Origin of the sequence: Alkalispirillum mobile, from assembly GCF_003664325.1 — a bacterium.
Taxonomy (GTDB): Bacteria; Pseudomonadota; Gammaproteobacteria; order Nitrococcales; family Halorhodospiraceae; genus Alkalilimnicola; species Alkalilimnicola mobilis.
Genome location: NZ_RCDA01000001.1, coordinates 1180473 through 1193275 on the forward strand (window position 1 = coordinate 1180473; position 12803 = coordinate 1193275).

The 12803-nt window shown below is 69.9% G+C and carries 13 protein-coding genes and 1 tRNA gene; 3 read left to right on the forward strand and 11 right to left on the reverse strand.

Going from position 1 to position 12803, the window contains the following annotated elements; all coding sequences use genetic code 11:
* Positions 1-10: 10 nt before the first annotated feature.
* The 6 genes from hfq to DFR31_RS05485 form a co-directional block, all read right to left on the reverse strand.
* Positions 11-277 carry an RNA chaperone Hfq gene (hfq, locus tag DFR31_RS05460; RefSeq protein WP_121441607.1) on the reverse strand — a complete coding sequence of 89 codons (267 nt, stop codon included), beginning with the start codon at positions 275-277 and terminating at the stop codon, positions 11-13.
* Between the two features lie 134 nt (positions 278-411).
* Positions 412-1317: a tRNA (adenosine(37)-N6)-dimethylallyltransferase MiaA gene (gene miaA, locus DFR31_RS05465; protein WP_211328265.1), complete on the reverse strand. Its 906-nt coding sequence runs from the start codon at positions 1315-1317 to the stop codon at positions 412-414.
* Between the two features lie 42 nt (positions 1318-1359).
* Positions 1360-3273, reverse strand: coding sequence for a DNA mismatch repair endonuclease MutL (gene mutL / locus DFR31_RS05470; protein WP_121441609.1), 1914 nt, complete (start codon positions 3271-3273; stop codon positions 1360-1362).
* A gap of 5 nt (positions 3274-3278) precedes the next feature.
* Positions 3279-4628, reverse strand: coding sequence for an N-acetylmuramoyl-L-alanine amidase (locus DFR31_RS05475; protein ID WP_121441610.1), 1350 nt, complete (start codon positions 4626-4628; stop codon positions 3279-3281).
* A gap of 72 nt (positions 4629-4700) precedes the next feature.
* Complete coding sequence (gene tsaE / locus DFR31_RS05480) at positions 4701-5204, reverse strand: tRNA (adenosine(37)-N6)-threonylcarbamoyltransferase complex ATPase subunit type 1 TsaE (RefSeq protein ID WP_121441611.1); 504 nt, start codon at positions 5202-5204, stop codon at positions 4701-4703.
* Positions 5201-6679 carry an NAD(P)H-hydrate dehydratase gene (locus DFR31_RS05485; RefSeq protein ID WP_121441612.1) on the reverse strand — a complete coding sequence of 493 codons (1479 nt, stop codon included), beginning with the start codon at positions 6677-6679 and terminating at the stop codon, positions 5201-5203. Before DFR31_RS05485 ends, tsaE begins: the two co-directional genes overlap by 4 nt.
* Before the next feature lie 49 nt (positions 6680-6728).
* Here DFR31_RS05485 and queG point away from each other — a divergent pair, with 49 nt between their 5' ends.
* Positions 6729-7802 carry a tRNA epoxyqueuosine(34) reductase QueG gene (gene queG, locus DFR31_RS05490; RefSeq protein WP_245971091.1) on the forward strand — a complete coding sequence of 358 codons (1074 nt, stop codon included), beginning with the start codon at positions 6729-6731 and terminating at the stop codon, positions 7800-7802.
* Between the two features lie 89 nt (positions 7803-7891).
* Here queG and panD read toward each other — a convergent pair whose 3' ends face one another.
* The 5 genes from panD to pcnB form a co-directional block, all read right to left on the reverse strand.
* Positions 7892-8272, reverse strand: a complete 381-nt coding sequence (panD, locus tag DFR31_RS05495) for an aspartate 1-decarboxylase (RefSeq protein WP_121441613.1) — start codon at positions 8270-8272, stop codon at positions 7892-7894.
* Positions 8273-8396: 124 nt separating this feature from the next.
* Positions 8397-9257 (reverse strand): pantoate--beta-alanine ligase, encoded by an 861-nt coding sequence (panC, locus tag DFR31_RS05500; protein WP_121441614.1) that lies wholly within the window; start codon positions 9255-9257, stop codon positions 8397-8399.
* On the reverse strand, positions 9254-10087 hold the full coding sequence (panB, locus tag DFR31_RS05505; RefSeq protein WP_121441615.1) for a 3-methyl-2-oxobutanoate hydroxymethyltransferase: 834 nt from the start codon (positions 10085-10087) through the stop codon (positions 9254-9256). Before panB ends, panC begins: the two co-directional genes overlap by 4 nt.
* A gap of 54 nt (positions 10088-10141) precedes the next feature.
* On the reverse strand, positions 10142-10645 hold the full coding sequence (gene folK, locus DFR31_RS05510; protein WP_121442184.1) for a 2-amino-4-hydroxy-6-hydroxymethyldihydropteridine diphosphokinase: 504 nt from the start codon (positions 10643-10645) through the stop codon (positions 10142-10144).
* Positions 10646-10682: 37 nt separating this feature from the next.
* On the reverse strand, positions 10683-12050 hold the full coding sequence (pcnB, locus tag DFR31_RS05515; RefSeq protein ID WP_170153606.1) for a polynucleotide adenylyltransferase PcnB: 1368 nt from the start codon (positions 12048-12050) through the stop codon (positions 10683-10685).
* Between the two features lie 83 nt (positions 12051-12133).
* On the opposite strand from pcnB, the gene DFR31_RS05520 reads away from it, so the two are divergent.
* Positions 12134-12208, forward strand: a tRNA-Glu gene (locus DFR31_RS05520).
* Positions 12209-12243: 35 nt separating this feature from the next.
* A complete protein-coding gene (locus DFR31_RS05525) occupies positions 12244-12795 on the forward strand; it encodes an RDD family protein (RefSeq protein WP_121441617.1) in 552 nt (183 codons plus the stop codon).
* Positions 12796-12803 lie beyond the last annotated feature (8 nt).

Consider the following 12803-nt stretch of genomic DNA (forward strand, 5'->3'; position numbering starts at 1 on the left):
GGGGGTGACTTCAGATATTGCCGAATTCCTCGCTGGATTGCTGGGTGTCGGGCACGGCCGGCGGCGCAGTGCGCACGTTACGGGCCGGCACGACAGTGGAGATGGCATGCTTGTAAACCATCTGGTTTACATTGTTACGCAGCAGGATCACAAACTGGTCGAACGATTCAATCTGCCCCTGCAGCTTGATCCCGTTGACCAGGTAGATGGATACCGGCACCTTTTCCTTGCGCAGTGCGTTCAGGAAGGGTTCCTGCAACGATTGCCCCTTGGCCATCAGCTTGACTCCTAAACCTTTCTTGTTGTCCGGGCTTGCGCCGGTCACTCAAATTCCGCCCAAAAGACGTCGGGCTCGCCCCAAAAAATAGTGCTGTACAAAGTCTATCACAGGGCCTCACAGACGCGACCGCATTACGTTTGGGCCAGAGTGCGCCGCACCTGCCCCAGCAGCGCCGCCTGCGCCTGCTCCGGCGTCAACCAGGCGGTCACCCCGCGCTCACGGCGCAGCCAGGTGATCTGGCGCTTGGCGAACTGCCGGGTGGCGACGATACCGCGCTCGCGCAGCATCTCGCGCCCATACCGGCCGTCCAGGTAATCCCAGACCTGCCGGTAACCCACCGAACGCATGGACGGCAGTTGCGGGTGCAGATCGCCCCGAGCGCGCAGGGCGGCCACCTCGTCGATAAACCCCTGCGCCAGCATCTGATCGAACCGCCGGGCAATACGCCGGTGGAGGTCCGACCGCGCCTCGGGCATCAGCACCCACTTGGCCACGGGCCAGGGCAACTGTTGTTGCCCCGCCCTTTGTAAGTCAGACAGGGATTGGCCGGTAAGTTCCCAAACCTCCAACGCCCGTTGGATACGCTGGGCGTCGTTGGGGTGGATGCGCGCCGCCGCCTCGGGGTCGACATCCGCCAGGCGGGCGTGCAGCGCCCCCCAGCCCCGTGCCCGGGCCGCCGCCTCCAGGCGCCCACGGACCGCCGGGTCGGCCTCGGGTAATTCCGACAGGCCGTGCTCCAGCGCACGGAAGTAGAGCATGGTCCCGCCGGCCAGCAGTGGCACCCGGCCGGCGGCGTGGATCTCGCGGATGGCGGCGATGGCGTCCGCGCGGAAGCGGGCGGCAGAATAGGCCTCCGCCGGGTCCAGGATGTCGATAAGCCGGTGCGGGATCTCCGCCAGCAGTTCCGGTGGGGGCTTGGCGGTACCGATATCCATGCCGCGGTAGACCAGCGCCGAGTCCACGCTGATGATCTCTACCGGCAGGGCGCGCGCCAGCGCCACCGCGCAGTCAGTCTTGCCGGTGGCGGTGGGCCCCATCAGAAAGAGGACCGGCAGGGGCTGCTCCTGCGCGCTCACCGCCTACTGCCCCCGCATGAACAGTCGGTCCAGGGCGTCCATGTCCAGCACGGTCCAGGTGGGCCGCCCGTGGTTGCACTGCCCGCTGTTGGGGGTGGCCTCCATGTCGCGCAGCAGGGCGTCCATCTCCGGCAGGGTCAGCCGGCGGTTGGCACGCACGGAGCCGTGACAGGCCATGGTGGAGAGCACGTGGTTGAGCGCCTCCTCCACCCGGCGGCTGCGCGATTGCGCCTGCAGGTCCGTGAGCACGTCGCGGACCAGGGACGCCGGCTCGGCCTGCGCCAGCAGCGCCGGCACCGCGCGAACGAGCACCCGGTCCGGGGCCACCCTGTCCACCTCGAAGCCCAGACGGCGGAACAGATCGCCGGACTGCTCCACCTGCTCCCCCTCCGCGGGGGCCACGCTCAACCCCTCGGGCACCAGCAATGACTGGCTGGCAACGCCATCGGCCGCCAGCTGCGCCTTCATGCGCTCGTAGACCACCCGTTCGTGGGCAGCGTGCATGTCCACCAGGACCAGCCCCTGGTCGTTCTGCGCCAGAATGTAGACCCCGTGCACCTGGGCCAGGGCGTGGCCGAGCGGGGGGCCGTGACGCGCGGTGCCGACGACCCCCGCCGCTTCCCCGTCAGCCACGGGCCCGGACGGCCCGGCAGCAGCCACATCCGCCGGGCCGGCGGGTGGTTCGCCAGCCCCCTGCCCGGGTTGCCGCTCGCCGTAGAGCATCCGCGCCTCGGCCAGCGGCAACCCCAAGCCGTGCTGACGCGGTGGCGGTCCGGCGGGCGGCCCACCGGTCGCCGGGGCAGCACCCCGCCCCACCAGCGCCTGGTGCCCCGCCCGGGCATCGGCCTGCCCCGGCGGGGGGCCCGTATCCACGGGGCCGGGCGACCCGGCGACGCCTTCCGGTGCACCCGGCGTCACCTGCGCCAGCGCCTCCCGCACCTGCCGGAAGAGAAAGTCGTAGACCAGCCGGCTGTCCCGGAACCGCACCTCGTGCTTGGTCGGGTGCACGTTCACGTCCACCCGGTCCGGGTCGATGTCCAGGTAGAGCAGGTAGGCCGGGTAGCGGTCGCGGTACAGCACGTCGGCGTAGGCCCGGCGCAGGGCGTGGCCGGCCATGCGGTCGCGGATCATGCGGCCGTTGACGTAGAAATACTGCAGATCCCCCTGACTGCGGGAGAAGGTGGGCAGGGCCAGCCAGCCCCGCAGGCTGAGCCCGGCGGCAGCGCACTCCACGTGGATGCACTCCCCCAGGAAGCCCTCGCCCAGCAGCTGCGCCAGCCGGCGCTCGGCGGCTTCCCGGTCACCGGCCGGCGGCAGGTCGATGACGCTCCGTCCGTTGTGCTGCAGCCGGAAGGCCACATCGAAGCGCCCCAGCGCCAGGCGGCGCAGGGCCTCCTGGGCGTGGTTGAACTCGGTGCGGTCGGTGCGCAGGAACTTGCGCCGGCCCGGGGTGTTGAAGAAAAGATCGCGCACCTCCACGGTGGTCCCGGGCGGGTGCGGCGCCGGCTCGGGGCCGGCGGGCGCACTGTCGCCGTCGGTACGGACACACCAGGCGTGCCCCTCCTCCGGGGGACGGGAGGTGAGCCGCAGCCGGGAGACGGCGCCGATACTCGGCAGGGCCTCGCCGCGGAACCCCAGGCTGGCCACCTGCTCCAGTTCGCTGAGCGAGGCGATCTTGCTGGTGGCATGGCGCTGCAGGGCCAGGGCCAGCTGCTCGCGGGGGATGCCACTGCCATCGTCGCGCACGCGGATGAGGCGCTTGCCGCCCTGTTCCAGCTCCACCGCGAGGCTGCGTGCACCGGCGTCCAGACTGTTCTCCACCAGCTCCTTGAGCACGGACGCGGGGCGCTCCACCACCTCGCCGGCGGCGATCTGGTTAACGAGCTGCAGGGGTAATTGCTGAATGGGCCTGACCATCGGACCTATGGTATCACCAGCGTCCGCCCCACCACGATGTTGTCGCCGTTCAGGTCGTTGGCGTCGCGTAGCCGGCTGACGGGGACGTCGTGGCGCTGGGCGATGCCTGACAGGGTGTCGCCACGCTGCACCACGTACTCACCGCCACCGCCCTCCTCGGATGCCATCCGCAGCTCCGGGAGCATGACATCCTCGGCATAGCGTTCGATGGAGCGGGCCAGCGCCCGCGCCAGGTTCTGCTGGTGCTCCGACTGGTTGAGGAGGCGCTCCTCCTCGGCGTTGGAGATAAAGCCCAGCTCCACCAGCATGGAGGGCATATCCAGGCTTTTCAGCACCGCGAAGCCCGCCTGCTCCACCCGGCCGCGCAGCAGGCGGTTGGTCCGCCCCAGCTCCTCCAGCGCCTTGTCCCCCAGCTCCAGGCTGGACTCCACCGTGGCCGCGCGGGAGAGATCCACCAGCACGGAGGCCACCATGTCATCCTTGTCCTTGAGCGAGACCCCTCCGATGAAGTCCGCGGCGTTCTCTCGCTGGGCCAGCATGCGCGCCGCCTCGGAGGTAGCGCCCTGCTCCGAGAGCACGTAAACCGAGCTGCCGCGTACACTGGGGTTGTCCAGGGCGTCGGCGTGGATGGAGACGAACAGGTCGGCGTTGTTCTCGCGCGCCCGGCGGGTGCGGTCGCGCAACCCCATGTAGTAATCGCCATCGCGGATCATCAACGGCTTGAGGCCGTCGATGTCCTCCAGCAGGCGGGCCAGGCGCCGCGAGACCTGCAGGGCGATATCCTTTTCAAACGTGCCCCCCGGCCCGATGGCACCGGGGTCCACCCCGCCGTGGCCGGCGTCGATGGCCACCACCAGGTCGCGCTGGCGCGCGCCGTTACTCATCGACCGAGTGGGCGCGCTGCGCGAGGCGCTGGAGCGCTCGCTGTCCGCCGAGGCGGTCGACTCGCCCCCGTCGCCACTCTCATCCCGCCCGTGCGGCTCCAGGTCAACGACCAGCCGGTGCCCGCGGTCACCGCCCGGGGCGACCAGGAAGGAGCGCGGCCGCACCTGGCGAGAGACATCCAGCACCAGCCGCACACCGTCGTCCCGACTGCCGGTCCGCAGCCGCTGGACGACCCCGGCCTCGGCCAGCGACAGGTCGCCCGCGCTGGCGCCCGCGATATCGATGACCACCCGGTCCGGGTCCTGGAGGGTAAAGACCTTGTGCTCCACCGCGCCCCCCAGGTCGAAGACCACCCGGGTGGTATCCCCCGAATCGGAGGTACGCACGCCGCTGATCTCTGTCTGGGCCACGGCGGTGGCCGTCAGACCGAGCAGCAGCAGGAAGAGGATGATCTGCAATCGCAGCGACATGGGACAGCGCCTGAAAAACGGGACAGTACGCCTTTCAGTAAGACACAGCGCCGCTATTTTTTCAAGGAATTTTCAGCCTGACTGGTGAGTTGCGGCCAACTCCTTGTAAACCAGATGAAGCCGGCTGAGGTCCACCGCCTCTGGGTCTGGCCCACGCTCCAGGTGGACTTCGCGCCCTGCGCCGGTGTGCTCCAGGGTGAGCGTGAGCACCGGTTCAGGCAGCACCCCCGCGCCCCGCTCGGGCCACTCCACCAGCACCAGGTCCCCGGGTTGCAGCAGGTCGCGCAGCCCGATGAACTCCAGCTCCTCCGGATCCGCCAGACGATAGAGGTCCAGGTGGTGTACCCGGCGCTGCCCGGGGGTGTAGGTTTCCACCAGGGTGTAGGTGGGGCTGCGCACCGCGCCCTCGTGGCCCAGGTGGCGCAGCAGGCCGCGCACCAGGGTGGTCTTGCCGGCCCCCAGCTCACCGCGCAGGCAGACCAGTCCGGCGGGCAGCGCCTCTGCCAGCGCGGCGCCCAGCGACCGGGTCGCGCCCTCGTCCGGGAGCGTCAACGTCAGGCTGTTGAGCACGCTCACGGGTTGACCTCCGCCCGCAGGGCATCCAGCACGTCACCGGCAAGCAGTCCGCGCTGACCGGCCTCCGCAGCGCGGTCGGCGGCCCGCGCATGTACCAGCACGCCGATCTCGGCGGCCTCCGCCGGGGCAATGCCCTGCGCCAGCAACCCCAGCACCACGCCGGTGAGCACATCCCCCATGCCGCCGCTGGCCATGCCCGGATTGCCGGCGGTGGCCAGGCGCAGCCCCCCGTCCGGGGCAGCGATGACGCTGCCCGCCCCCTTGAGCACCACCACGGCCTGGTAACGCTCGACCAGCCTGCGGGCGGCGTCCAGCCGGTCGGCCTGGACCTCGGCGGTGCTGACACCGAGCAGGCGCGCAGCCTCGCCCGGGTGCGGGGTCAGTACCGCGTTGGGACAGGGGCGCGGGGCCCGCGCCAGCAGGTTGAGGGCATCGGCGTCCAGCACGCAGGGATGATCGGTCTGCATCGCCACGTCCCACAGCGCCTGGCCCCAGGGGTCCTGGCCCAGCCCCGGCCCCAGGGCCCACGCCGTGGCCCTGTCCAGCAGGGCCACCAGCCCTTCCGGGCCCTCCAGGCCGTGGGCCATGATCTCCGGCCGGGCGGCCAGGATGGCCGAGACGTGGGCCGGCCGGGTGGCCAGGCTGACCAGCCCCGCCCCGGCGCGACCCGCCGCCTCGCCGGCCATCCGCACGGCGCCACCCATGCCCAGGTCGCCACCGATGACCAGGGCGTGACCGAAATTGCCCTTGTGGGCGTGGGCCTGACGCGGAGCCAGGCGCTGCAACCGCAGCGCCTCACGGCAGAGTGCGGCCACCGGCTTCATGCCCTGGTAGATCTCCGCCGGCACGCCCAGGTCGTCGAAATGGAGCTGGCCGGCGCAATGGGGCCCGGCCCCGGTGAGCAGCCCGGGCTTGAGGCCGATAAAGGTCACGGTGCACGCCGCCTCGACCGCCTCGCCCATGACCGCCCCGGTAGCGGCATTGAGCCCGGAAGGCACGTCGATGGCCAGCACGGGCACCTCCGCCGCCTTGACTGCCCGAAGGGCCTCCAGGTAGCGCCCCTCCACGGGCCGGTCGAGCCCGGTGCCCAGCAGGGCGTCCACTACGACGTCCTCGTCCGCCAGGCCGGCCGGATTCCAGGCTTCGATCCGGCCGCCCTCCTCCCGGTAACGCTTGGCCACCGTGGCGGCATCGCCCTGGAGCTTGTCCGGGTCCGACAGCGCCTGCACCGTCACCGTCAGTCCGGCGCGCCGGGCCAGGCGCGCGACCACGTAACCGTCGCCCCCGTTATTCCCGCCACCGCAGAGCACCCGCAGACGGCGGACGTGGGGCCAGTGGTTAAGCAGCACCTCCCAGCCTCGCCGGCCGGCACGCTCCATCAACGACAGTCCGGGCAGGCCGTGATCCTGGATGGCCCGGCGGTCCAATTCCTGGACCTGGACCGGGGTGTAGAGGTATTCCGGGAGTCTTTCCATGCGTACAGTCCACAGCGCGATTGATGTCCTGAAACCTTACAATACACGGATGGATATGACAGCCGACAGCATGCAGGCGCTCGCCGGCCGCATCCGCAGCTGGGCGCGGGAGATGGGCTTCACGGGGGTGGGGATCGCCGACCCCGACCTGCGCCAGGACGAATACTGGCTGCTGCGCTGGCTCCAGCACGGCTGGCAGGGCACGATGGGCTGGATGGGGCGCCACGGCGTCAAGCGCAGCCGCCCGGCGCGCCTGCTCCCCGGCACCCGTCGGATCATCTCCGTGCGCCTGAACTACCAGCCCGAAGGGGCCGAGCCCTGGTCCGTTCTGCAGGATGGCCGCAAGGCCTACGTCGCCCGCTACGCCCTGGGCCGGGACTACCACAAGCTGATGCGCCAGCGGCTGCAACGACTGGCCCGGCGGATCGAGGCCGAGGTGGGGCCGCACGGCTACCGGGCGTTCGTGGACAGTGCGCCGGTGCTGGAGAAGGCGGTGGGCCGGGAGGCCAACCTGGGCTGGATTGGCAAGCACACCCTGCTCATGGACCGGGATGCCAGCTCCTGGTTCTTCCTGGGGGAACTGTTCACCGACCTGCCCCTGCCCGCCGACCCGCCCCGCCGGCAGGGCCATTGCGGCAGCTGTCGGGCCTGTATCGATATCTGCCCCACCCGGGCCATCATCGGCCCCTACCAGCTGGACGCCCGGCGCTGCATCAGCTATCTGACCATCGAGCACGACGGCCCGATCCCGGAGGCGCTGCGCCCGCTGATAGGCAACCGGGTGTTCGGCTGCGACGACTGCCAGCTGGTCTGCCCCTGGAACAAGTTCGCCCAGCCCACCGCCGAGGCGGATTTCCAGCCCCGGCACGGCCTGGACCAGACGGACCTGGTAACGCTTTTCGGCTGGACGGAGCAGCAGTTCCTGGACCGGATGGCCGGCTCGGCGATCCGCCGCCTCGGGCACGAGCGCTGGCTGCGCAACCTGGCCGTTGCGCTGGGGAACGGCCCCGCCAGCGCCGAGGCGGTGGCGGCCCTGGAGGCGCGGCGGGCGCATCCGTCAGAACTGGTGCGCGAGCATGTGGCCTGGGCCTTGAACCGGCTACGATCCCCGTCCGGCGGCTGAGGCCGGGCCCGGACGGCAAAAAGCCGCCCCCGGCATCACCGGGGACGGCTTTTTGCGGCTGCTGCGACCCGGCGGCCGGGCCGGCAGGATCAGGCCACTTGCAGCGGGATCCCGTTGCGCTGATGGGTGATCCGGTTGTCACCGTCGCAGTAGACGAGCGCCGGCTCATGCTTGTCCAGATCGGCCTCATCCACGTTGGCGTAGCAGCAGATGATGATGCGATCACCGTCGCTGCACAGGTGCGCGGCCGCACCGTTCATGGAGATCATCCGCGAACCCGCCTCGCCCCGGATGGCATAGGTGGTGAAACGCTCACCGTTTGCCAGGTTGTAGACGTGGATCTGCTCGTACTCGCGGATGCCGGCGGCATCCATGAGGTTGGCATCAATGGCGCAGGAGCCCTCGTAGTCCAGCTCCGTGTCCGTCACGCAGGCCTGGTGCAGCTTGCATTTCAGCATGTTCAATTGCATACCGAATCACCGTTCTATTGCCGTACAACTCGCCGTTCGGTCCGCGGCCGCGCAATGGCACACGCGGCAGGAGTGACGAGGCGTTCATGTGCAACCGCACATTTCAGTCGCGGATTATGCTGATTTATTCAGTCGGGTTCAATTCCAACTCGATATTATCGATTAATCGCGCCCGACCCAACCAGGCCGCCCCGGCCAGCACCAGGCGATGATCCCCCGGACCGGCGGGCGTGAGGTCATCGGCACGGCAGATCTCCAGGTAATCGGGCCTGAAGCCCTGCTCCTCCAGCATGGCCCGTCCCCGCGCTTCCAGCCGGCGGAAATCGGTATCCCCCGCCCGGAGCCGCTTGACCATGCCCTGCAGGGTGCGCTGCAACGCCGGCGCCTGGTGGCGCTCCGCCTGGGTGAGGTAACCGTTGCGCGAGCTCATGGCCAGGCCGTCGGCCTCGCGCACGGTGGGCATGCCCAGCACCTCCACCGGGAGGTTCAGGTCCGAGACCACCTGCTCAATCACCCGCAGCTGCTGGTAGTCCTTGCGCCCGAACACCGCCACGTCCGGCTGCACCAGATTGAACAGCTTGACCACCACGGTGGCCACGCCGGTGAAGTGGCCGGGGCGGCTGGCACCACACAACCGTTCACCCAGCGCCCCCACCTCCACGCGGGTGGCCTGGCGGGTACCGCCGCGGTACATGTCCTCCACCGGCGGCGCGAACACGGCGTCCACCCCCCGCGCCTCCAGCTTGCTGCAGTCCTCGGCGAAGGTGCGCGGGTAGCTCTCGTAGTCCTCGCCCGGGCCGAACTGCAACGGGTTGACGAAGATGCTGGTCACCAGCCGGTCGCAGCGCGGCGCCAGGTGGTCCACCAGCGCCAGGTGCCCCTCGTGCAGGTTGCCCATGGTGGGCACCAGGCCCACGCGCAGGCCGGCGCGGCGCCAGTCGGCCACCTGCGCCTGCAGGTCGGCGGTGCGCCGCAGGCGTTTCACGACGCGTCCCCGAAGGAGTGGCTGGCATCGGGGAAGCGGCCCTCGCGCACGGCCGAGACGTACGCCTCGAGCGCCCCGGGGATGCTCTCTGCTCCCTCCATGAAGTTCCTGGAAAAGCGCGGGATACGGCCCGGCGTGATGCCGAGGATGTCCTGTAGCACCAGGACCTGGCCGTCACAGTCGGGGCCGGCCCCGATGCCGATCACCGGGATCTCCAGCCCCCCGCTGACCCGCTTGCCCAGCGCGGACGGCACGCACTCCAACACCAGCAGGTCGGCGCCGGCGTCCTGCAGGGCCTGCGCGTCCGCCAGCATGGCATCGGCCGCGGCGCTGTCCCGGCCCTGGACGCGGTAGCCGCCTAGCTTGTGCACCAGCTGCGGCTGCAGGCCCAGGTGGGCGCAGACCGGGATACCGGCCCGGGCCAGGCGCGAGACCAGTTCCGCCTGCTCGCCGGCCCCCTCCAGCTTGATCATCTGCGCCCCGCCCGCCTGCATCAGCCGGCCGGCATTGCGCAGGCCGTCCTCGACGGTGGCGTAACTCATGAAGGGCATGTCGGCAACGACCAGGGCGGCCGTGCGGGCATCCGCCACGCAGCGGGTGTGGTAGACCATGTCATCCACTGTGACCGGCACGGTGGTTTCCCGCCCCTGCATTACCATCCCCAGGGAGTCGCCCACCAGGATGACGTCCACGCCGGCCCGATCCTCGGCCACGGCGAAGGTATAGTCGTAGGCAGTAAGCGAGACGATCTTCTCGCCGTCGGCCTTCATCCGTTGCAGCCGTCCGGTGGTGACCGGACGGCGGGTCTGGGACTGATCACCGGAATACATGGCTACAGCTTATCTCCCAACTGGGTGTAACAGGGCCCGCCCCCGCCCGAGGCTTCAGGGCAGAGGCGGCGGCGCGATACGTTGCAGTTGCTCCCCGTCGCAGCCGGCCAGCAGCGCCTTCAGGGACGAGAGGCCGGGCAGCGGCGGCGCGGCCACCAGTTCGGCCAGAGGATACAGCACGAAGGCGCGCTCCGGCAGCCCGGGGTGGGGCACGGTCAGGCGGGGCTCACGGATGCGCTGATCGCCGTAGAGCAGGATGTCCACGTCCAGGGTGCGCTCGCCCCAATGCCGCCCTCGCACCCGGCCGTGGGCCCGCTCCAGGGCCTGCAGGTGGTCGAGCAGTTCCAGCGGCGCCAGCCGGGTCTCCAGGGCCACCACCGCGTTGACGTAATCGGGCTGGTCGACGGGCCCCATGGGCGGGTTGCGGTACAGCGAGGAACTGCGCGCCGCACGGCAGCCGGGCAAGCGCGCCAGGGCATCGATGGCGCGCTCCACCTGCCCGCAGGGGCCGTCGAGGTTGCTGCCCAGCCCCAGGTACGCGGTCACCCACTCGGCCACTGCCGTACTCCCGGGGCGGAGACCGCCCCGCGGGGCCTCAGCGCCGCCGCCGACGACGGCCGCCACGCCGACCACGCCCCCCGGGCTGGTTGTTCAGGGCCACCTGGGCGCGCTGCTCCGGGTGCAGCTCCTGGAACTCCGTCCACCACTGGGCCAGCGCCCCGGGCACCTCACCGATGTTGGCGCGCAGCAGCAGGAAGTCGTAGGCGGCACGAAAACGCGGATGGCCCATGAAACGCAGCGGCCGCTTGCCGGCCCGCTGGTCGAAGCGCGGCTGCAGGGTCCAGATCTCGCCCATGGGGATACCGAAACGCTTGGGGATGGCCACGCTCTGGCGCTGCCGGCGCTGGATCTCGGCCGACGCCTGCTGCAGCGCAGGCACCGGCGGCACATCCTCCTCGGCCTGCAGGGCCAGGGAGCGGGACACCACCGCCGGCCAGAGCAGCGCGGCGAACAGGAAGGCCGGGGTGACCGGCTTGCCGTTCTCGATACGCTCGTCGGTATTCTTCAGCGCCTGGGCGATAAAGCTGAGCACCAGGCCGTGTTCGTCCGCCTCGATCTCGCGCTCGGTCATGGGGAAGAGCGGCGCGAACAGCCCATGCTGGCGCAGCATCTCGAAGGTTTCCGCCCCCAGGCCGCCCATGAACAGCTTCAGCACCTCCTCGAACAGCCGTGCCGGGGGCACCTCCGCGAGCAGGTGCGCCATCTCCGGGATGGGCCGGGCGGTGTCGGGGTGGATGCGGAAGCCGAGCTTGGCCGCGAACCGCACCGCCCGCAGCATCCGCACCGGATCCTCCCGGTAGCGGGTCTCGGCGTCCCCCATCAGGCGGATGACGCCCTGCTCCAGGTCCTGCAGGCCGCCGGCGTGGTCCACCACCGTGAAATCGGCGATGTTGTAGTAGAGGGCGTTGATGGTGAAATCGCGCCGCAGGGCATCCTCTTCCAGGGTCCCGTAGACGTTGTCGCGCACGATGCGGCCGTTCTCGAAGGCCACCTCGCCGTTGTCGCCATCGCCGCCGTCGAACTCGGCCTCGCTGCCCTCCGCCTCGTCCTCGTCCTCATCCGGGCTGTCCGGATCGTGCAGGGCGCGGAAGGTGGCAACCTCGATAATTTCGCGTCCGAACTGCACGTGGGCCAGGCGGAATCGGCGGCCGATCAGGCGGCAATTGCGGAACAACTCCCGGACCTCCTCCGGCCGGGCGTCCGTGGCCACGTCGAAATCCTTGGGTTCGTGCCCCAGGGAGAGGTCGCGCACGCCGCCGCCGACCAGATACGCGCCGTACCCGGCGTTCTTCAGCCGGTAGAGCACCTTGAGCGCGTTCTCGCTGATGTCAGCGCGGGAGATGCGATGCCGATCCCGGGGGATGATCGCAGGGTTGTTAGGGTTGATGGTCTGTTCCGTCACGTAGAAATTGGCACTTGAGACTGCGAAATGGGCGCGTATAATACCACCCCTGTTCGGCGCTGCCGAGCAGGCAAACCAGAAACGCTCCCATCGTCTAGCGGTCAGGACGCCGCCCTCTCAAGGCGGAAACCGGGGTTCAATTCCCCGTGGGAGCGCCATCTCCCCTCTTAATTCAAAGCACCAGACCCCGCCGATGTCCCAGCACGCCTACCCCGCGAGTCTCACGGTCCGGATCCTGGCGTTCGTTTACGACCTGATGCTGGTGATCGCCATTCTCCTGATCGGCGGTGCGCTGCCCCTGGTCTTCACCGGCGGCGACGCCATCGAGCCGGGCACGGTGGCCGGCTTTCTCTACCAGCTCTACCTGCTGTTGCTCACCGGCGGTTTCTTCGTCTTCTTCTGGGTACGCGGCGGCCAGACCCTGGGCATGAAGACCTGGCGGCTGCGGGTGGTGCACCCCGACGGGCAACTGATCGGCGTGCGTACGGCGCTGGTGCGCATCCTGCTGCCGGCCATCGGCTGGGCGCTGGTCTTCGCGGGGCTTTACTGGGCCTATTTCTCCGACTGGTCCCAGGTGCAGAGCCGGGGCTCACAGCACTTCACCCTGTTGCTCGCCAGCCTACCGCTGGTGCTGATGTTCGGCTGGATCCGCGTGGACGAGTGGCGGCGCGGCTGGCACGACCGGCTGGCCAACACCCTGGTGGTGCGCGAACCCAAGCGGCCCAAGGCCGACCCGGCGGACTGACCGCGCCG